Origin of the sequence: Pseudomonas corrugata (assembly GCF_001269905.1) — a bacterium.
In the GTDB taxonomy this organism is placed as follows: Bacteria; Pseudomonadota; Gammaproteobacteria; order Pseudomonadales; family Pseudomonadaceae; genus Aquipseudomonas; species Aquipseudomonas corrugata.
The window spans coordinates 316,094-336,326 of the sequence record NZ_LHVK01000015.1; the positions used below are offsets into that span (position 1 = coordinate 316,094).

Annotated in this window: 18 protein-coding genes; 8 read left to right on the forward strand and 10 right to left on the reverse strand. The window is 61.1% G+C overall.

Annotated features, from left to right (window positions below; genetic code table 11):
* Position 1: 1 nt before the first annotated feature.
* The 3 genes from trhO to AD665_RS21615 form a co-directional block, all read right to left on the reverse strand.
* Positions 2 to 943 (reverse strand): oxygen-dependent tRNA uridine(34) hydroxylase TrhO, encoded by a 942-nt coding sequence (trhO, locus tag AD665_RS21605; RefSeq protein ID WP_024778712.1) that lies wholly within the window; start codon positions 941 to 943, stop codon positions 2 to 4.
* Between the two features lie 254 nt (positions 944 to 1,197).
* The gene (locus AD665_RS21610; protein ID WP_053193655.1) at positions 1,198 to 1,491 is read right to left on the reverse strand and encodes a BolA family protein; all 294 of its coding nucleotides are present in this window, start codon (positions 1,489 to 1,491) and stop codon (positions 1,198 to 1,200) included.
* 12 nt (positions 1,492 to 1,503) lie between these two features.
* Complete coding sequence (locus tag AD665_RS21615) at positions 1,504 to 2,025, reverse strand: DUF2059 domain-containing protein (protein ID WP_024778710.1); 522 nt, start codon at positions 2,023 to 2,025, stop codon at positions 1,504 to 1,506.
* Positions 2,026 to 2,217: 192 nt separating this feature from the next.
* On the opposite strand from AD665_RS21615, the gene AD665_RS21620 reads away from it, so the two are divergent.
* On the forward strand, positions 2,218 to 3,612 hold the full coding sequence (locus AD665_RS21620) for a class II fumarate hydratase (RefSeq protein ID WP_053193658.1): 1,395 nt from the start codon (positions 2,218 to 2,220) through the stop codon (positions 3,610 to 3,612).
* Positions 3,613 to 3,739: 127 nt separating this feature from the next.
* On the opposite strand, the gene AD665_RS21625 is transcribed toward AD665_RS21620, so the two are convergent.
* Positions 3,740 to 4,702, reverse strand: a complete 963-nt coding sequence (locus AD665_RS21625; protein WP_053193660.1) for a DMT family transporter — start codon at positions 4,700 to 4,702, stop codon at positions 3,740 to 3,742.
* A gap of 200 nt (positions 4,703 to 4,902) precedes the next feature.
* On the opposite strand from AD665_RS21625, the gene AD665_RS21630 reads away from it, so the two are divergent.
* The gene (locus AD665_RS21630; RefSeq protein WP_024778707.1) at positions 4,903 to 5,100 is read left to right on the forward strand and encodes a DUF6316 family protein; all 198 of its coding nucleotides are present in this window, start codon (positions 4,903 to 4,905) and stop codon (positions 5,098 to 5,100) included.
* A 188-nt stretch (positions 5,101 to 5,288) separates the two neighbouring features.
* On the opposite strand, the gene AD665_RS21635 is transcribed toward AD665_RS21630, so the two are convergent.
* Together AD665_RS21635 and pap are read right to left on the reverse strand one after the other, a co-directional pair.
* A complete protein-coding gene (locus tag AD665_RS21635; protein WP_053193663.1) occupies positions 5,289 to 6,473 on the reverse strand; it encodes a thiolase family protein in 1,185 nt (394 codons plus the stop codon).
* A 156-nt stretch (positions 6,474 to 6,629) separates the two neighbouring features.
* On the reverse strand, positions 6,630 to 8,138 hold the full coding sequence (gene pap, locus AD665_RS21640; RefSeq protein ID WP_024778705.1) for a polyphosphate:AMP phosphotransferase: 1,509 nt from the start codon (positions 8,136 to 8,138) through the stop codon (positions 6,630 to 6,632).
* Between the two features lie 146 nt (positions 8,139 to 8,284).
* Between pap and mnmC the strand changes: the two genes are divergently transcribed.
* From mnmC to AD665_RS21665, 5 genes are all read left to right on the forward strand, one after another.
* The gene (gene mnmC, locus AD665_RS21645) at positions 8,285 to 10,273 is read left to right on the forward strand and encodes a bifunctional tRNA (5-methylaminomethyl-2-thiouridine)(34)-methyltransferase MnmC2/FAD-dependent 5-carboxymethylaminomethyl-2-thiouridine(34) oxidoreductase MnmC1 (protein ID WP_053193665.1); all 1,989 of its coding nucleotides are present in this window, start codon (positions 8,285 to 8,287) and stop codon (positions 10,271 to 10,273) included.
* A gap of 261 nt (positions 10,274 to 10,534) precedes the next feature.
* Positions 10,535 to 12,307, forward strand: a complete 1,773-nt coding sequence (locus tag AD665_RS21650) for an N-acetylglutaminylglutamine amidotransferase (RefSeq protein ID WP_053193668.1) — start codon at positions 10,535 to 10,537, stop codon at positions 12,305 to 12,307.
* Positions 12,308 to 12,310: 3 nt separating this feature from the next.
* A complete protein-coding gene (ngg, locus tag AD665_RS21655) occupies positions 12,311 to 14,056 on the forward strand; it encodes an N-acetylglutaminylglutamine synthetase (protein ID WP_024778702.1) in 1,746 nt (581 codons plus the stop codon).
* Between the two features lie 147 nt (positions 14,057 to 14,203).
* Entirely contained in the window at positions 14,204 to 15,394 is a 1,191-nt protein-coding gene (locus tag AD665_RS21660) for an osmoprotectant NAGGN system M42 family peptidase (RefSeq protein ID WP_024778701.1), read from the forward strand.
* A 187-nt stretch (positions 15,395 to 15,581) separates the two neighbouring features.
* Positions 15,582 to 15,809: a YheU family protein gene (locus AD665_RS21665; protein WP_024778700.1), complete on the forward strand. Its 228-nt coding sequence runs from the start codon at positions 15,582 to 15,584 to the stop codon at positions 15,807 to 15,809.
* Here the strand turns inward: AD665_RS21665 and csrA are convergent.
* The 3 genes from csrA to AD665_RS21680 form a co-directional block, all read right to left on the reverse strand.
* Entirely contained in the window at positions 15,798 to 15,998 is a 201-nt protein-coding gene (csrA, locus tag AD665_RS21670) for a carbon storage regulator CsrA (RefSeq protein WP_024778699.1), read from the reverse strand. The genes AD665_RS21665 and csrA overlap by 12 nt on opposite strands.
* Positions 15,999 to 16,148: 150 nt before the next feature.
* A complete protein-coding gene (locus AD665_RS21675) occupies positions 16,149 to 16,481 on the reverse strand; it encodes a YnfA family protein (RefSeq protein WP_024778698.1) in 333 nt (110 codons plus the stop codon).
* Between the two features lie 57 nt (positions 16,482 to 16,538).
* Positions 16,539 to 17,354, reverse strand: a complete 816-nt coding sequence (locus AD665_RS21680; protein WP_024778697.1) for an SDR family oxidoreductase — start codon at positions 17,352 to 17,354, stop codon at positions 16,539 to 16,541.
* 501 nt (positions 17,355 to 17,855) lie between these two features.
* Between AD665_RS21680 and AD665_RS27120 the strand changes: the two genes are divergently transcribed.
* A complete protein-coding gene (locus tag AD665_RS27120; protein ID WP_018606531.1) occupies positions 17,856 to 18,008 on the forward strand; it encodes a DUF3309 family protein in 153 nt (50 codons plus the stop codon).
* A gap of 59 nt (positions 18,009 to 18,067) precedes the next feature.
* Here the strand turns inward: AD665_RS27120 and AD665_RS21685 are convergent, their stop codons facing one another.
* Positions 18,068 to 20,161, reverse strand: coding sequence for an LTA synthase family protein (locus AD665_RS21685; protein ID WP_024778696.1), 2,094 nt, complete (start codon positions 20,159 to 20,161; stop codon positions 18,068 to 18,070).
* Positions 20,162 to 20,233 lie beyond the last annotated feature (72 nt).

Here is a 20,233-nt window from a genome sequence, read left to right on the forward strand (position 1 = left end):
TTCAGGCCTCGGAGGATGATTGCTTGTAGTTGTAGCCGATCGGGTGCGGCATGTTGCGAGCCTTGGCCAGTTCGATCTGCTTTTGCCGGTCGATGGCGCTGCGGCGAGTCTTCTCGCTCAGCTTGTCCCAGCAATGCGGGCAACTGATGCCAGGCACATAGTGCTCCGAAGCGCGATCCTCCAGGCTAACCGGTGTACGGCACGCATGACATTGATCGTAGTCGCCTTCGCTGAGATCGTGGCGAACGGTCACGCGGTTATCGAACACAAAACAGTCGCCGCGCCATTTGGTTTCTTCCTGGGGAACCTCTTCGAGGTATTTCAGGATGCCACCCTTGAGGTGGAAGACCTCGTCGAAACCCTGGCTGAGCATGTAGCTGGAGGCCTTTTCACAGCGGATGCCGCCAGTGCAGAACATCGCGACCTTCTTGTGCCGGGCCGGGTCGAAGTTGGCCTTGATGTAGTCGGGAAACTCGCGAAAGCTGGTGGTCTTGGGATCGATTGCGCCTTCGAATGTCCCGATGGACACTTCGTAGTCGTTACGGGTATCGATCAGCAACACTTCCGGATCGCTGATCAGCGCGTTCCAGTCCTGGGGTTCGACATAGGTGCCGACCTGCTTGTTCGGATCCACGCCTTCGACGCCGAGGGTGACGATTTCTTTCTTGAGCTTGACCTTGGTGCGGTAGAACGGCTGCTCGTCGCAGTACGACTCCTTGTGATCGATGTCGATCATGCGAGGGTCGTTCTTGAGCCAGGCCAGCAAGCCGTCGATGCCTTCGCGGGTACCGGAGACCGTGCCGTTGATGCCTTCTTCGGCGATCAGCAGAGTGCCTTTGATACCGTTATCGAGCATCGCCTTGAGCAAGGGCTCACGCAGCTCGACGTAATCTTCCAGGGTGACGAACTTATACAGTGCCGCCACGACAATGGGTTGTGTCATGGGTGTTTCTCCAGGTGGCTACCCTCGTAAAGGGTGAACCGGATGCAAAAAAAACGCGCCGGGTCAGCGGCGCGTTGCGGATTCTAACAAAAACATTGGCGTTACAGGACTGGATTCCAACTCTGCGAAGGGGTTTATCCCGCCTGAACCAATCTGGAGGAGCTGCCGAGTGCAACGAGGCTGCGATCTTGTCCCTGACAGTTGAATCGCGAGCACTCAGATCAAAATCAAAAGATCGCAGCCTGCGGCAGCTCCTACCCGCCACCGGCACAGGTCGGTGAAGCCGGGGCGGCGTCGATTTGTGCCCATTCTTCGGGGGTGTAGGTGTGCAGCGCCAATGCATGGAATTCGCCCATCAGCTCACTCAGCGTGCCGTAGACCTTCTGGTGGCGCTTGACCCGATTAAGCCCCTCGAACTGCCGACTTACCACCACCGCCTTGAAGTGGGTCTGCAGCCCACGGCTGTGCATGTGGCTTTCATCCAGCACCTGCAGATGCTCGGGCTGCAGGAGGCCGAGTGTCGATTCGATGCGTTGTTGCATGCTCATACCTGGCTCCGTTTAAGGCTTCTTCTTGGCAGGGGCAGCAGCTTTCGGCTCGAGCTCGGCGGTCATGTCCGCCAGCAGCTTGTTCACCACCGGCACCGCGCTTTCAAGCTTGGCCTGGGTGAGTTGGGCCGACTGCTGGGTCAGCTGTGGCATTTTTTCCAGGACTTTCTTGCCCAGAGGCGACTGGTAGAAGGCCACCAGGTCCTTGAGCTCCGATTCGCTGAAGTTGGTGGTGTAGAGCTTGACCATGTCCGGCTTGAGCTTGTTCCAGCCAATGGCTTGGTCAAGCGCGGCGTTGGCCTTGGCCTGGTAGGTTTCCAGGGTGGCTTTTTTCGACTCGGGAGCCTTGGTCTGTTCGAAGCGCTGGGCAAACATCTGCTGCACCTGCATGTACACCGGAGTGCCCAGTTTGTCGGCGTGTGCCAAGGTCAGGAACGCTTCGGCGCTGGCGTTGTGGCTGGCGGTATCGGCGAGAACAGGACCGCTGGCACACACCAGAGCAACTGCGGTACAGATGGCGCGAAGACGGGTCATCGAGTTTCCTTATCTAACTGGCGAGGTAAAACCTCAAGGGCGGTCATTCTGCGCCTAAAAAACGCCGGTCCTCAACCCCGGCGCTTGCCGTCTCCGATTGACGGACCGAACCGACCACTCCTAGATTGAGGGAACCGGCGCCGCCCCACAGGGCCTAAACTGCGCATTCAGACCTATCAGGAGTTTGACCCAATGAGCCGTATCGAAACCGACAGCCTTGGCCAGGTTGAAGTCCCGGAGGACGCCTACTGGGGCGCCCAGACACAGCGTTCCATGATCAACTTCGCCATCGGTAACGAACGCATGCCACTGTCGGTGCTGCACGCCCTGGCCCTGATCAAGAAAGCCGCCGCGCGGGTCAACGACCGCAATGGCGACTTGCCCGCCGACATTGCCCGATTGATCGAACAGGCCGCCGATGAAGTACTGGCCGGCCAGCATGACGATCAGTTCCCGCTGGTTGTCTGGCAGACCGGCAGCGGCACCCAGAGCAACATGAACGTCAACGAGGTGATCGCCGGGCGCGCCAACGAGCTGGCGGGCAACCCCCGCGGCGGCAAGACCCCGGTGCACCCCAACGACCATGTCAACCGCTCCCAGAGCTCCAACGACTGCTTCCCCACGGCCATGCACATCGCTGCCACGCAGGCCGTCCATCAGCAATTGTTGCCGGCCATCAGCGAATTATCCGGCGGGCTGGCGGAACTGGCGGCGCGCCACATGAAACTGGTCAAGACCGGCCGCACCCACATGATGGACGCCACGCCGATCACATTCGGCCAGGAGTTGTCGGCCTTCATCGCCCAGCTCGACTATGCCGAACGGGCAATCCGCGCCGCGCTGCCGGCGGTCTGTGAACTGGCCCAGGGCGGCACGGCGGTCGGCACCGGGCTCAATTCGCCCCACGGTTTCGGTGAAGCGATTGCCGCTGAGCTGGCGGCGCTGTCCGGTTTGCCGTTCGTCACCGCGCCAAACAAGTTTGCGGCACTGGCGGGGCATGAGCCGCTGACGACGCTTTCCGGCGCACTGAAAACCCTGGCCGTGACCCTGATGAAAATCGCCAACGACCTGCGCCTGCTGGGCTCCGGCCCTCGGGCCGGCTTCGCCGAAGTGAAATTGCCGGCCAACGAGCCGGGCAGTTCCATCATGCCCGGCAAGGTCAACCCGACCCAGTGCGAAGCCTTGTCGATGCTGGCCTGCCAGGTCATGGGCAACGACGTGACCATCGGCTTTGCCGCCAGCCAGGGCCATTTGCAGTTGAACGTGTTCAAGCCGGTGATCATCCACAACCTGCTGCAATCGATCCGCCTGCTCGCCGACGGCTGCAGCAACTTCCAGCAACATTGCATCGCCGGGCTCGAGCCCGATGGCGAGCAGATGGCGGCGCACCTGGAGCGTGGGTTGATGCTGGTGACGGCGTTGAACCCGCATATCGGCTACGACAAGTCCGCCGAGATCGCCAAGAAAGCCTACAGCGAAGGGCTTACCCTGCGCGAGGCAGCGTTGCAGTTGGGCTATCTGACCGATGAGGAGTTCGATGCCTGGGTGCGACCGGAAAACATGCTGGAGGCCGGTAGCCAGGGCTGAGTTTTCTGCTGGCAGACAGTCAGTCTTCGCGAGCAAGCCCGCTCCCACATAGGTCTTCATTGAACACAAGTTGTATGTTCGACCAAGATCCATTGTGGGGCTTGCTCGCGAAGAACGATAACTCGGTCTATCGCCCTACCGCCAACCGCTCACGCCGGGCCCTGAGCCCGGCAATCAGCGAAGGCCCCAACGCCACCAACGCTGAGCCCACCACCACCAGCACGGCCCCGCCATACCCCAACAGATTGATCTGCTCGGCATGCACATAATCGGGCCACCACCAGGCAGCCACGGCTACCGCAGCGAAGGTCACCAGCGGCGTGATCGCCAGGGTCGCGCTGACCCGTGAGGCTTCCCAGTGAGCCAGCGCCTCGGCAAATGCGCCATAGGCAATCAGGGTGTTGAGGCAGCAGGCAAACAACAGCCAACCTTGCAAAGGGCTCAGTTGCAGCGCTTCCAACGGATGGACCCACGGCGTGAGCAGCAACGCGCAGAACAGATAGATCACCATCATTACCTGCAACGAATTCCACACCGTCAACAACTGCTTCTGACCCAATGCGTAGAACGTCCAGACAGCCGACGCCAGCAACACCATCAAGACCCCGGCGGTGTATTCGCTCAGGGAGGTCAGCAACTCGGCAAGACGCTGGTTGAAAAACAGCGTGAAGCCGATCAGCAGCACCATCAGGCCCATCCCCTGCCCCAGGCTGAAACGCTCCTTGAACACAAAGAGGCTGGCGACCAACAACAGGATAGGCCCCATCTGCACCACCAACTGCGCGGTGCCGGGGCTCAAGCGACTCAGCCCCATCAGGTACAACACGTAGTTGCCGACCAGCCCCAGCACCGCCATGGCCACCAACCAGCCGCCGCGCGGACCAAGCACCTTGCGGCTGGGCAGGCGTCGGGTGGCAGCAAGATAGATGAAGAGCAAACCGCCGGACACCAGCAAGCGAAACCAGGTCACGGTGACCGGGTCCATCACTTGCAGTACCTGTTTGAGCTTGATCGGCAGGATTCCCCACAACAGCGCGGTCAACAGGGCGAGGAACAGGCCGTAGACCCAGCGACCGGACGAAATGTGCATGCAATCCCCGAGGCTCAAGAAAAGAGCGACTATTCTAGGGGGAGAAGCGTCGGCGACACAGGGACAGTTACGCACTAACAGTTCGAAGGTCGTTCGCGAGAAGGATAGATGGCACATTGCCGCCCATCGGCTGAGCAAGCGCCAGTTGATGTCAACGAATAAACTTCACACAACCGATATTTACGCTTCTTGGAGCCCCCATGCTTGGCAAACGCGCCCAGGACCTCGCCCCTGCGATGGTCTTTCCCAGTGACCGGATCTGTCGGATAAACGGTGAATTCTATTTCAGTACCCGGGAAGGAACCCAGGAAGGACCGTTTGCCAGTCGTGAGGCTGCAGAACAAGAAGTCGCGGCGTATATAGAGCGGGTGCAGAAGGCGCTTGAGATCGCCAGCTGACCCCCGCCCAGCCTGTGGCGAGGGGATTTATCTGTGGCGAGGGGATTTATCCCCGCTGGGCTGCCAAGCAGCCCTGCAGCTGACTCAATCTATCTGATACACCGAGTCGCCTGGTTTTGGGGACGCGTCGCGCGCCCAGCGCGGATAAATCCCCTCGCCAAAAATAGTGTCTTTTCTCAGCTTCGCGTTTAACGCACAGCCTCGAACAACCCCGTCGCTCCCATCCCACCGCCCACGCACATGGTCACGATGCCATAGCGCAGGTTGCGCCGTTGCAGCTCCCGCACCAGATGTCCGACCTGGCGCGAACCGGTCATGCCGAACGGATGGCCGATGGCAATCGAGCCGCCGTTGACATTGTATTTTTCATTGTCTATTTCCAGGCGATCACGGCTGTACAGGCACTGGGACGCGAACGCCTCGTTGAGTTCCCACAAATCGATATCGGCGATCCGCAGCCCCTTGGCCTTGAGCAGTTTCGGCACCGAGAACACCGGACCGATGCCCATTTCATCCGGCGCGCAACCGGCCACGGTGAAGCCGCGGAAAAAGGCCTTGGGCCTGAGTCCCAGCGCCAGGGCCTTTTCCAGGCTCATCACCAGGGTCATCGAAGCGCCGTCGGATAGCTGCGATGAGTTACCCGCCGTCACCGAACCGTCTTCGGCGAACACCGGCTTCAGGCCTTCCAGGCTTTCGTAGGTGGTGTCCGGGCGGTTGCAATCGTCGCGGTCAACCACGCCGTCAAGCATCTGTACCGCACCGGTATTTTTATCCTCCACCTTGTACTTGACCGCCATCGGTACAATCTCGTCATTGAACAACCCGGCCGCCTGGGCCTGGGCAGTGCGCAGCTGGCTCTGCAAGGCGTAGCGATCCTGCGCTTCGCGGCTGACCTGGTAACGGCGGGCGACAATTTCGGCGGTCTGGCCCATGGGAAAATAGATCCCGGGTACCTGTTCCTTGAGCAGCGGATTGATCAGGTTGTCGGTGTTGACGCTTTTCATCGTCAAGCTGATGGACTCCACCCCGCCGGCGACAATGATGTCGCTGCAACCGGAAGCGATCTGGTTGGCGGCAATGGCGATGGCTTGCAGGCCCGAGGAACAGAAGCGGTTGAGGGTCATGCCAGCGGTGCCGATACCCAGGTGGGAAAGCACCGCCACGTTACGACCTATGTTGTAGCCCTGAGCACCCTCGTTGGAGCCGGCACCGACGATGCAATCTTCGACGCTGGCCGGGTCGATGTCGTTGCGCGTCAACAGTGCATTGACGCAATGGGCCGCCATGTCATCCGGGCGGGTCATGTTGAACTTGCCGCGAAACGACTTGGCCAGGCCGGTCCGTACGCTGTCGATGATCACTACTTCACGCATGGCTGTTCCTCATTGTTGTAGGCGGTCAAGAATGGATCGAGCATAAATCCACCCCATAACCGACTGCGACAATCATTCACCCCGCATATGCGACCTCATCGCGAGCGGCCTGTACGGTTAACCCAGGTGCACGAATCAGCCCTGCAGGCCCATTGGCTATTTCTTGCGAGCCAGTTTCTCGCTGCGCTTGAAAGCCGCCTCCAGCGCTTCGCTGAGGGTGCGCAATACCTTGACGCGTGCCCAGCGCTTGTCATTGGCCTCTACCAGGGTCCAGGGAGAGATTTCGGTACTGGTGCGGTCGACCATGTCACATACCGCCGACCGGTAGGCGTCCCACTTGTCACGGTTGCGCCAGTCATCCTCAGTGATCTTGAAGCGCTTGAAGGGGATTTGCTCCCGCTCCTGGAATCGCTCGAGCTGGGTCTCCTTGTCGATGGCAAGCCAGAACTTGACCACCACCACACCGGCGTCGGCAATCTGCTCTTCGAAATCATTGATCTCGCCATAGGCCCGCAGCCAGTCGGCCCGACTGCAAAAGCCTTCGACCCGCTCCACCAACACCCGGCCATACCAGGAACGGTCGAATACGGTGAATTTTCCCCGCGCCGGAATGTGCCGCCAGAACCGCCACATGTAAGGGTGGGCACGCTCTTCTTCGGTGGGCGCGGCTATCGGCACGATGCTGTACTGGCGTGGATCGAGCGCCGCGGCAACCCGCCGGATCGCTCCCCCCTTGCCGGCCGCATCGTTGCCTTCGAACACCGCCACCAGGGCGTGTCGACGCATGCGTTTGTCCCGCAGCAAGCCGGCGAACCGGGCCTGCTCGGTGATCAGTTGTTCCTCGTAATCGTCCTTGTCCAGGCGCAAGGTCATGTCCAGGCTGTCGATCAGGGTCACCTGGTCATCCAGCGCCGGTAGCGGTGTCACGTTGACTTTTTCCGGTCTGGTCTTCACCCGGTCAAGCGCATGGCGCATGCCTTCGAGCAAGATCCTGCCCACCGTGAGGCTGCGATAACAGGTGTCCACGCCTTCGATCACATGCCACGGGGCGTAATCTCGACTGGTCCGGCGCAACACCCGCTCGCCGTACTTGACGAACCTGTCGTAGGTCTGGGATTGCTGCCAGTCCAGTGGACTGATGCGCCAACTGTGCAACGGATCATCCTTGAGCCCCTTGAGCCGGGCTTTCATCTGCTTCTTGGACAGATGAAACCAGAACTTGAAGATCAGCGCGCCTTCATCGCAGAGCATTTTTTCCAGGCGCTCGGCGGCATTGATCGCCTGATCGAGCCGAGGGTCCTTGAACTCGCCGTGAACCCGCCCCTGCAACATCTGGCTGTACCAGTTGCCAAAGAAAATCCCCATGCGCCCCTTGGCCGGCAACATCCGCCAGTAACGCCAGGCCGGTGGCCGCGCCAGCTCTTCGTCAGTCTGCTGGTCGAACGTGCGCACCTCGATCAACCGCGGGTCCATCCACTCGTTGAGCAACTTCACCGTCTCGCCCTTGCCCGCGCCCTCGATACCGTTGATCAGCACTATGACCGGGAAGCGGCTTTGCTGATGCAACTCGAATTGGGCTTCGAGCAGTGCTTCACGCAGAGCCGGCACTTCGGCCTCATAGGTGTCTTTATCGATGGCGTGACCGATTTCGGCGGATTCGAACATAGGCAGCTCCTTCCTGGGGTTGGGGCAAGACTAGCGGATTGGACGCCGTCCGGTGTAGAGCCGAACGCGAAGCGTCCGTAGAGGCATTCCCACGCGGAGCGTGGGAACGAGGCTAGAATAGCGTCCCGGATTTCACTGAGCCTGCCATGCCCCCCGTACAGCACCACGCCCAACTCGACTGGGATGACCAGGGTCTGCCCCGTTCGCGGGTGTTCGACGATGTGTATTTCTCCGACCAGTCGGGTCTGGAAGAAACCCGCTATGTGTTCCTTGAACAGAACAACCTGACCGAGCGCTTCGCCGCGTTGCCGGATCACGGGAGGTTGGTGATCGGTGAGACGGGGTTCGGCACTGGATTGAATTTCCTGTGTGCCTGGCAGTTGTTCGAGCAATGCGCGCCCGCCGGGGCGCGACTGCATTTTGTCAGTGTCGAAAAATACCCGCTGAGCCCCCAAGACCTGCGCCGGGCCCTTGCCCTGTGGCCGTCACTCAAGCTTCAGGCCGATCAGTTGCTGGGGCAGTACGTTGCGATCCATCAAGGTTTCCAGCGCCTGACGCTGGCAGGCGGACGGGTGACGCTGACCTTGATGATCGGTGACGCCCTGGAGCAGTTGCCGCAACTGGATGGTCAAATCGACGCCTGGTTCCTGGATGGCTTCGCTCCGGCCAAGAACCCCGACATGTGGACCGCCGAGTTGTTCGCCGAACTGGCCCGGCTGGCGGCACCTGGCGCCACCCTGAGCACCTTCACCAGCACCGGTTGGGTGCGGCGATTGTTGAACGCGGCGGGCTTCAAGATGAAGCGCACGCCGGGCATCGGACATAAATGGGAAATCCTGCGGGGCGCGTTCCTCGGCTGGCCGACGTCATCGGAGCAAACCGCCCCCCTCCCGGCAAAACCCTGGTACGCCCGTCCCGCTCCGCCCACAGGCGAACGTCGGGCCTTGGTAATTGGCGGGGGCCTGGCCGGTTGCGCCAGCGCGGCAAGCCTCGCGGCCCGTGGCTGGCAAGTGACATTACTGGAACGCCATGCCGGGTTGGCCGAGGAAGCGTCCGGTAACCCCCAGGGGGTGTTGTACCTCAAGCTGTCGGCCCACGGCACAGCGTTGTCCCAGATGATCCTCAGCGGTTTCGGCTATACCCGGCGCTTGCTGGAACATCTGCAAAGGGGCATGGACTGGGACGGCTGCGGTGTCCTGCAGTTGGCCTTCAACCACAAGGAAGCCGAGCGCCAGGCGCAACTGGCAGCAGCGTTCCCAACCGATCTGCTGCACACACTGGACCAGTCCGAAGCCGAGGCGCTGTCCGGCATCGGCCTGGCCTGTGGCGGTCTGTTCTATCCCGAAGGGGGGTGGGTACATCCGCCGGCGCTGTGCCGCTGGCAGGCCTCGGGCTCGTCGATCAGGATGTTGCCCCACCATGAAGTGCTGGATCTGCGCCGCGTCGATGGCCAGTGGCAAGCCTGGGACGGTGAGCGCTGCCTGGCCAGCGCACCGGTGGCGATCCTTGCCGGCGCCGCCGAGATCAAGCGTTTCGAAGCGGCCGCCGACCTGCCCCTCAAACGCATACGCGGGCAAATCACCCGTCTGCCGCAGACCGACCGCAGCCAGGGCCTGCGCACGGTTGTCTGCGCCGAGGGCTATGTAGCCCCGCCGCGAGTGGGCGAGCATACCCTGGGCGCCAGTTTCGACTTCAAGAACGACGACCTGACGCCCACCGCCGCCGAACATGCCGGCAACCTGCAAATGCTCGAAGAAATCTCTCTGGACCTGGTGAACCGCCTGGACGCAGACGTCCTGGATCCAGACCGCCTCGAAGGCCGCGCGGCGTTCCGTTGCACCAGCCCGGACTACCTGCCGATTGTCGGGCCGCTGGCAGACGGCCAGGCATTTACCAAGACGTATCATGCCCTGAGCAAAGATGCCCGCCAGGTTCCGGACAGCCCCTGCCCCTGGCTCGATGGCCTGTACATCAACAGCGGCCACGGCTCCCGCGGCCTGATCACCGCGCCGCTGTCCGGCGAACTGATCGCCGCCTGGCTGGACAACGAACCCCTGCCCCTACCCCGGAGCGTGGCCGAGGCCTGCCATCCGAACCGGTTTGCGCTGCGGGCGCTGATCCGCGGCAAAGCTTGACGCAGCTGAACGCCCACCGCCAAACCTGTGGGAGCGAGCCTGCTCGCGATGGCGGTGGATCAGCTGGCTTTAATGTTGACCATGCCGCCGCCATCGCGAGCAGGCTCGCTCCCACAAAGGCCCTACGACATCCCATCAACCCGCCCCACCCGTCGCCTTATAACGCATCGATCTAAAACTCACGGCAATCCCATCGGTCAGTTCCAGGGTACCCACCATTTCGGCGAGTACCCTCCCCAACGGAAAAACCGGTAAGGACTTATGTGCGGATTAGCTGGAGAGTTACGTTTCGATCAACAACCTGCGGACCTTGCGGCCGTAGAACGAATGACCCATCACCTGGCCCCTCGCGGCCCCGATGCGTGGGGTTTTCATAGCCAGGGCCCGATCGCCCTGGGCCATCGGCGCCTGAAAATCATGGACTTGTCCGATGCCTCGGCCCAGCCGATGATCGACAATCAACTGGGCCTGTCCCTGGCCTTCAACGGGGCGATCTATAACTACCCGGAACTGCGCAACGAACTGGAGACATTGGGCTACGCCTTTTGCTCCGGTGGCGACACCGAAGTGCTGCTCAAGGGCTATCACGCCTGGGGCGAAGCGCTGCTGCCCAAGCTCAACGGCATGTTCGCCTTCGCCATCTGGGAGCGTGATGCCAAACGCCTGTTCATCGCCCGCGACCGTCTCGGCGTCAAGCCTTTGTATCTTTCCCGCACAGGCCAACGCCTGCGCTTTGCCTCGGCGTTGCCGGCACTGCTCAAGGGCGGCGACATCAGCCCGATGCTCGACCCGGTCGCCCTCAACCATTACCTGAATTTCCATGCCGTGGTCCCGGCACCTCGCACCCTGCTGGCCGGCATTGAAAAGCTGCCGCCTGCCACATGGATGCGGGTAGAAGCCGATGGCAGCATCGAGCAGAAAACCTGGTGGACCTTGCCCTATGGTCCCCGGCCAGATGAGCAGAACCTGTACCTGGAAGACTGGATCGACCGCGTGCTCGACAGCACCCGAGAAGCCGTCGCCATTCGCCAGCGGGCCGCCGTGGATGTAGGGGTGCTGCTTTCCGGTGGTGTGGACTCGAGCATGCTGGTGGGGCTTCTGCGAGAAGTGGGCGTGGACGACCTGTCCACGTTCTCCATCGGTTTCCAGGATGCCGGCGGCGAACGGGGTGACGAGTTCCAGTATTCGGACCTGATCGCCAGGCACTACGGCACCCGCCATCACCAATTGCGCATCGACGAAAAAGAAATCATCGAGCAACTGCCGGCAGCCTTCCGCGCCATGAGCGAGCCAATGGTCAGCCATGACTGCATCGCTTTCTACCTGCTATCGAGGGAAGTGGCCAAGCACTGCAAAGTGGTGCAAAGCGGCCAGGGCGCCGACGAGTTGTTTGCCGGTTATCACTGGTATCCCCAAGTGGACGGCGCCAGTGATCCCTATGCGGCCTATCGCGCCGCGTTCTTCGATCGCAGCTATGAAGAGTACGCCGCCACCGTGCAGCCAAAATGGCTGACCGCCAACGACGCCGCCGGTGACTTCGTCAAGGAACACTTCGCTCAACCGGGCGCCGATGCTGCCGTCGACAAGGCCCTACGCCTGGACAGCACCGTGATGTTGGTGGACGACCCGGTCAAGCGTGTCGACAACATGACCATGGCCTGGGGCCTGGAAGCACGCACACCGTTCCTGGATTACCGGCTGGTGGAACTCTCGGCGCGGGTTCCGGCGAAATTCAAACTGCCCGACGGCGGCAAGCAAGTCCTCAAGGAAGCGGCCCGGCGGGTAATTCCCGGCGAAGTCATTGATCGCAAGAAAGGCTATTTCCCGGTGCCGGGACTTAAGCACCTGGAAGGCAACACCCTGGCCTGGGTCCGCGAATTGCTGCTGGATCCGAGCCAGGATCGCGGCCTGTTCAACCCGGCCATGCTCGACCGCCTGCTCACCGACCCCAACGGTCAGTTGACCCCGCTACGCGGCTCCCGCCTGTGGCAACTGGCGGCGCTGAACCTGTGGCTCAGCGAGCAAGGAATCTGATCGATGAAACCCCACACAACGGTTCACAACCAACGGCTGCTGCGCGGCCAGGCGCCTTCCTACGAACGCTTGCAGGCGCGCCTGGCCGTAGACGGCAGCGAACTGGGCGCCGCCCCGATTGCGGTGCATTGCGGCTGGGGCCGACTGCTGATCGGCCACACCTTCCCGGACCCGGCGACACTGGGCCGGGAGTTACTCAACGAACAACCCGGCGAACGTGACATTGCCCTGTACGTCGCGGCCCCCCAGCAGGTGCTGGGGCTGGAACCGGCGCAGTTGTTCCTCGACCCTTCCGACACCTTGCGCCTGTGGTTCAGCGACTATCGACAGGCCACACGGGTGTTTCGCGGCTTCCGGATTCGTCGCGCCCAGAACGACACCGATTGGCAAGCCATCAACCAGCTCTACCAGGCCCGTGGCATGCTGCCGGTCGATCCACAGCGCTTGACGCCACGTCATCAGGGCGGGCCGGTCTACTGGCTGGCCGAAGACGATGACAGTGGCGCAGTCATCGGCAGCGTCATGGGGCTCAATCACCAGAAAGCCTTCAACGATCCGGAAAATGGCAGCAGCCTCTGGTGCCTGGCCGTGGACCCGCAGTGTTCACGACCCGGTGTTGGCGAAGTGCTAGTGCGTCACCTCATCGAGCATTTCATGAGCCGAGGCTTGAGTTATCTCGATCTGTCCGTACTGCATGACAATCGCCTGGCCAAGAACCTCTATGCCAAGCTCGGTTTTCGTAACCTGTCGACGTTCGCCATCAAGCGCAAGAACAGCATCAATCAACCACTGTTCCTGGGGCCTGGACCCGAGGCCCAGTTCAACCCTTATGCGCGGATCATCGTCGAGGAAGCGCACCGCCGAGGCATCGAAGTACAGGTGGACGACGCCGAAGGCGGTTTGTTCACCCTGATCCACGGTAGCCGTCGGGTACGTTGCCGCGAATCCCTGAGCGACCTGACCAGCGCCATCAGCATGACCTTGTGCCAGAACAAGAGCCTGACCCATAAAGTCCTGAAGAACGCCGGCCTGAACCTGCCGGCACAACAGTTGGCAGGCAATGCCGATGACAACCTGGCGTTCCTCGACGAACACGAGCGGGTGGTGGTCAAGCCGCTGGATGGTGAACAGGGTCAGGGCGTGGCGGTGGACCTGCGCACCATCGAAGAAGTGCAGAGTGCCATCGAGGCGGCCCGGCAGTTCGACAGCCGGGTGTTGCTGGAAAGCTTTCACGAAGGGCTCGACCTGCGCATCCTGGTGATCAACTTTGAAGTGGTGGCGGCGGCGATCAGGCGGCCTGCGGAAGTCATCGGCGACGGCCAGCACACCATTGGTGCCTTGATCGAAGCCCAAAGCCGTCGACGACAGGCGGCCACCGGAGGGGAAAGCAAGATTCCGGTTGACGCCGAAACCCAGCGCACGCTGAGTGCCGCAGGGTATGACTACGACAGCGTGCTGCCGTCCGGTGAGCACTTGTTCGTACGACGCACTGCAAACCTTCACACGGGCGGCGTCCTGGAAGACGTCACCGACACCCTGCACCCGACCCTGGCCGATGCGGCGGTACGCGCGGCACGCGCCCTGGACATCCCCATGGTCGGCCTCGACCTGCTGGTGCCGGCTGCCGATCAACCCGAGTACGTGTTCATCGAAGCCAACGAACGCGCCGGCCTGGCCAACCACGAACCACAACCCACTGCCGAACGCTTTGTGGATCTGCTGTTTCCCCATAGTCAGGGGGTGGTCTGACACCCCCCATAGTGGACTGATCGTTCCCACGCTCCGCGTGGGAATGCCTCAAGGGACGCTCCGCGTCCAGATGACGCAGAGCGTCACCGGCTGCATTTCCACGCAGAGCGTGGGAACGATCGGATACGCAAACGTTCAGGAGTTTCCATGATCAGCAAAATCCCCGAACCGAATCTCGAATACCTGCAAAAAGTCCTGCTGGAAATGCTCGCCATCCCCAGCCCGACCGGCTTCACCGACACCATCGTGCGCTATGTCGCCGAACGCCTCGAAGAGTTGGGTATACCTTTCGAAATGACCCGCCGCGGCACGATCCGCGCCACCCTCAAGGGTCGCAAGAACAGTCCCGACCGGGCCGTGTCGGCCCACCTGGATACCATCGGCGCCACGGTGCGGGCCATCAAGGACAACGGTCGCCTGACCCTCGCGCCGGTGGGCTGCTGGTCCAGCCGGTTTGCCGAAGGCAGCCGGGTCAGCCTGTTCACCGACACCGGCGTGATCCGCGGCAGCGTGTTGCCCTTGATGGCGTCCGGGCACGCCTTCAACACCGCCGTGGATGAAATGCCCATCAGTTGGGATCACATTGAATTGCGCCTGGACGCGTACTGCGCCACCCGTGCCGATTGCGAAACCCTGGGAGTGGGTGTCGGCGATTACGTCGCCTTCGATCCCCTGCCGGAGTTCACCGAGAGCGGCCACATCAGCGCGCGTCACCTGGACGACAAGGCCGGAGTCGCGGCGTTGCTGGCGGCGCTCAAGGCAATCGTCGACAGCGGCGAGGAGCTTCTGATCGACTGTCACCCCCTGTTCACCATCACCGAGGAAACCGGCAGTGGCGCAGCCGCAGCGCTACCCTGGGACGTCAGTGAGTTCGTCGGCATCGACATCGCGCCCGTCGCGCCCGGCCAGCACTCCAGCGAACATGCCGTGAGCGTGGCAATGCAGGATTCGGGCGGGCCCTACGACTATCACCTGTCACGACACTTGCTGAAACTGGCCAAGGAGAACGAACTGCCGGCACGCCGCGACCTGTTCCGCTACTACTTCAGCGACGCCCACTCGGCCGTCACTGCTGGCCATGACATCCGCACTGCCCTGCTCGCCTTCGGCTGCGATGCCACCCATGGCTACGAACGCACCCATATTGACAGCCTGGCCGCCCTCAGCCGTCTGCTCGGTGCCTATATCCTCAGCCCACCGGTGTTCGCCAGCGATGCGCAACCGGCCCAGGGGTCTCTGGACCGTTTCAGCCACCAGATCGAACACGATGCGCAGATGGAGAGCGATACCCGGGTGCCTTCGGTGGATAGCCTGGTGGGGCAGCGTTCGGATAACTGACAGAGGACTCTTGCTTTCCGGGGATTGCCATCGCGAGCAGGCTCGCTCCCACAGGGACGAGTGGCGTAGATCCACTGTGGGAGCGAGCCTGCTCGCGATGAGGCCGCAATAGGCACCGCAAATCCAAGGCTAGCCGCGAAGGTCCATAGGCCGTAGCATTTGCGACATTATCCAGCCGAGGTCCACCATGCTGATCCCCCACGACCAACTCGAAGTCGACACGCTCACTCGCCTGATCGAGGACTTCGTGACCCGCGACGGCACCGACAACGGTGACGACACTCCCCTGGAAACCCGTGTGCTACGCGTCAGACAGGCTTTGACCAAGGGCCAGGCGATGATCGTCTTCGATCCGGAGAGCGAGCAGTGTCAATTGATGCTCAAGCACGACGTGCCCAAACACCTATTTGACTGAGCACGCCTTGCGGGCGACCTGACTCTTCTTTCTCTGGATCTTTTCGTATATCTCGAAGCGATGAACATCTATGTGCCGCGGCGCTTCCACGCCAAACCGCACAGTGGTGCCGTTGACCGACAGCACACGAACGGAAATATCATCACCGATGGAAATCAGTTCACCCACGGCACGGCTTAGTACGAGCATGGTTCTTGTCCTTAAGAAGGTCTGAACCCTGACCATGCCCGGCCTGTTTCCTGTTCACAAGACACGGAGAAGAATTCAGTAAACCCCTACAAACAAGACTCTGAGAACTGAAGGAAACTTCCTGCAAGAACGGCTCGGACCGCGCAGTTTTCAAGGCCCCGAGAAACGAGGGCCGAACAAAATCACACTGGCGCCCAGCATGCAAAGCGCCACGCCGATCCAGTCGGAACCCAGCGGTCGTACCCGCTCCACCATCGCCAGCCAGGCTATGGAGGCGATGATGTAGATGCCGCCATAGGCGGCGTAGGCACGACCGGCATAGGTCGCTTCAGCGCGGGTCAGCAACAGGGCGAATACCGTCAGGCTGAGCACCGCCGGTGCGATCCACCAGGCGCTCTTGCCCTGGCGCAACCACATCCAGAACGCGAAGCAGCCAGCGATTTCGAACAGCGCAGCGAGAAAGAACCACAGATAGTTGAGCATGCAGTTGTCCATCAGGAAGGCCGGATGGCGTCATCCTGAGGACACTGCATATCAAGGTCAAGTCGGGTTCTGTCGGGCCTTGGCGCGCATCTTGTCGGCCATGGTGGTCATTTCGTCATACAGTAACTGCGGGTTCTTCTGCTTCATCGCCCAGGCCATGCGGCCCTGTTCGTGAGGCAGGATCATGAACTCACCCTGGGCCACCCGCTGGAAGATGTAATCAGCGATATCGGCGGCGGTGATGGGCGAGCTTTCCAGCAACTTGCCTACCTGGGCCTTCATGGCCGGGGTCGGACCACGGAAGGAGTCCAGCAGGTTGGTCTGGAAGAACGACGGACAGACCACATGCACGCCGACTTCCTGCTGCGCCAGTTCGACCAGCAGGCTTTCCGACAACGCCACCACTCCAGCCTTGGCCACGTTGTAGTTACTCATGGCCGGCCCCTGCATCAGTGCCGCCATGGACGCGATGTTAATGATCTTGCCGCGGCTCTTTTCCAGCAACGGCAGGAAGGCCTTGCACCCCTTGACCACACCCATCAGGTTGATCGCGATCTGCCAGTCCCAATCTTCCAGGGACAACTCACTGAAGAACCCGCCCGAGGCTACGCCGGCGTTGTTGACGATGATGTCAATGCCGCCGAGCTTCTCTTCGCAGGCCTGAGCGAACGCCGTCAGTTGACTGTAATCACGCACATCGCAGCGCTGGACAAAGCCGTCGCCGCCGGCATCACGCACCAGCCTGAGGGTTTCCTGAAGGCCTGGCTCACTGACATCCGACAAGGCCAGGCGCCAGCCTTCGCGGGCCCAGCGCAGTGCGATTTCGCGGCCCAGGCCCGAGCCGGCACCGGTGATCATCATGCGATTTTGCATAGGAAACAGCCTTGTTGTTCCGGGAGAGATGGGCCGAGTGTAGCGAAGGCGCCAGCGGGACCCACGCTCCATCAGATTGCTGAATGGCGGGGGCAAACCGTAATGGGTTGTGGAGGCCATGGCGAGGAAGCTTGCCCCCGCTCGGTTGCGCAGCAGTCGGACGATACTGGGGCCGCTTCGCCGCCCAGCGGGAGCACACTCCCTCGCCACAGGTTTTCTGGCTGCCTGGCAGGCACCAGGCTCTGTACGAAAAGCCTTGATACTCGTTCATGCTGCGTTGAAAACAGCCTCGGAATGCTCACGTACTCCAATACACCGCGCTTGCACGGCTGTTTTCGCCTTACCTGACCTTCGTCTCAAGACTTTTCGTACAGTGCCTAAAAAACTTTGAATTTTTTACAGGACGTTACGGTCGGATTTAATAAGCCGCCCCGATTTAATGCAGCGTGCTGGCAGTTGAAAGTTCTATCACTCCAAAACTGACCAATAAGGAAATCAACAATGGGCACAATACTCATCATTATTCTGATCCTCCTGCTGATCGGCGGCCTGCCGGTCTTCCCACACTCCAGAAGTTGGGGTTATGGCCCATCCGGCATCATCGGCGTAGTGTTAGTAGTGCTGTTGATACTGCTGTTACTGGGCAAGATATAAATCAATAGCCAAAAAAAGAGGCCTTTTTAAAAGGCCTCTTTTTTATGCGTCGTCGTTAATCAGTCCGGCTTGCCATCTACTACGCCGGCGGTGTTATCCAGCAGGCTCTTGGTAGCGGTTTGCAGGAACGATTCAAGTTGCAGCTTCATCTGCGCAGTGTCCTGCGCTTGCGGGATAATTTCCGCATGCGGGTTGGAACCCAACTCATAGCGGTACATCTTCGGTGCCATCTCCTTGTCTTTCGGCAGTACCAGGATCCTGTCGTCACGAATGATCGCTGTAGTCTGTTCGCTCCCCGACGGCTTGATCACACCAAAGCCGGCATCGCCTTGCGGCAGGTTCAACAGGTCACGGCCCCAGCACTGGTTGCGCACCTGTCCGCCGATCCGCCCCATGATGGTGGGAACGATGTCGACCTGGGTACCCACCGTGTGGTTACGCTGGCCGAATTTTTCCTGGATACCCGGACCGATCAACAGCATCGGTACGTTGAATCGCCCCAGGTCCATCTCGGTGATCTGGCGCTCGTTACCGAAACCATGGTCGCCGACTACGACGAACAGCGTCTCCTTGAAGTAAGGCTCCTTGCGTGCCTTCTCGAAGAACTGGCCCAACGCCCAGTCCGAGTAACGCATGGCGGTCAGGTGTTCGTTGAGGCTGCCACGGTCGGTGACCCGCTCCACAGGCAGCGGGGTCGGCAGAGCATAAGGCGTGTGGTTGGACAGGGTTTGCAGCAACGCATAGAACGGCTTGCCGTTTTCCCGCGCCTTGAGCTCGATCAGGCCACGGTCGAACATGTCCTGGTCGGACACGCCCCAGGTCGGATCGGAAAACACCGGGTTGACGAAGTCGTTTCGCCCGATGAAGTTGGTCATGCCCTGGTTGCTGAAGAAACCCGACTGGTTGTCCCAGGCGAAATCGCCGTTGTAGACATACACGTCGTCGTAATCACGGGCACTGAGCAACTGTGGCAGGCCCGACAGCTTGTGGCTGCCTTCCGGCGTCTGCATGAGGTATTCGAAACCGGGCAGGTTCGGAAAGCACGCCATGGTGGCGAACATGCCCTGGTGGGTATGGGTGCCATTGGAGAAGAAGCGGTCGAACAGCAGGCCCTCCTTGGACAGTTTGTCCAGGTAAGGCGTGATGTTGCCGGGTGCGCCCAGGGCGCCTACCGAGTGACCGGCCATGCTTTCCATGAGGATCACGACCACGTTCTTGATCGGCAGCGTCTTGTCGGCCGGCGGCGTGTAGTCGCGGCGCACGGCAGCAGTGGCGGTATCCACCAGCTTGTCGTCGGGCAACACCAGCATGTCGCGCACGGTTTGCTGCGCCAATGGCTGCTCGAGGGTGGCTTTCCAGATGTTGTCACGGTCTTCGGACATCCGGCTCTTGGCCGCCGTCACCAGCGACAGCGTGCCGTTGAGGCCCAACTGATTGGCGAAGTTCGAATCGGTGGTATAGACGTCACCCCAACGCAGCGGCGGCCCCTGACGCAGGGTGCCACGGGCCGCAACCACGGCCATCATCAGGCAGACGACGAACACCACTACTCGGCCGTACCACGGCGCGATCTGACGGGTACTGATGCTACCACCGCTGAAGGGGCCACGCGGACGGGTTGCTCGGTCTGCGCCCTTGAACGCCAGGCTCAGGATAATGGTGCCACCGGCCCAGGCCAGCAGGTAGCGCACCACCGGGAAACCGTACCAGAGCATGCTCATCACGGTTTTCGGGTCTTCCTTCACATACTGGAACACCAGACCGTTGAGGCGTTGGTGGAACTCACGGTAGAAGTCCAATTCCATCAAGCCCAGGAACAACGCAATGCTGGAGGTGACGGTCAGCCAGAAACGAAAGAAGCCGCGGGCCGCCATGGCGCGGACACTGAACAGCGCCAACAGCAGCGGAACGCTGAGGTAGACCACCAGGCGCAGGTCAAAACGCAGGCCGTTGGCGAAGGCTTCAACGAAAGTCGAGGCCGGGGTATCGAGGATCATCTGGCGGTTATAGACCAGCAGCGCCACGCGCAGCAGGCTGAACATCACCATCATCACCAGGGCGCAGAGCAATGTGTAGGCCAGGTGCGATTTGACGGTTGGTTGCAACAGGCGATGCGTGCTTCGCTGCTGACTCAGGGCGTCCGGAATTGCCATGTCGTTTGAGGACCCTATTGGAGTTGAAAGTGACAAAGTACCAAGGCACACCCTCCGCTGACCAAAGCCTGG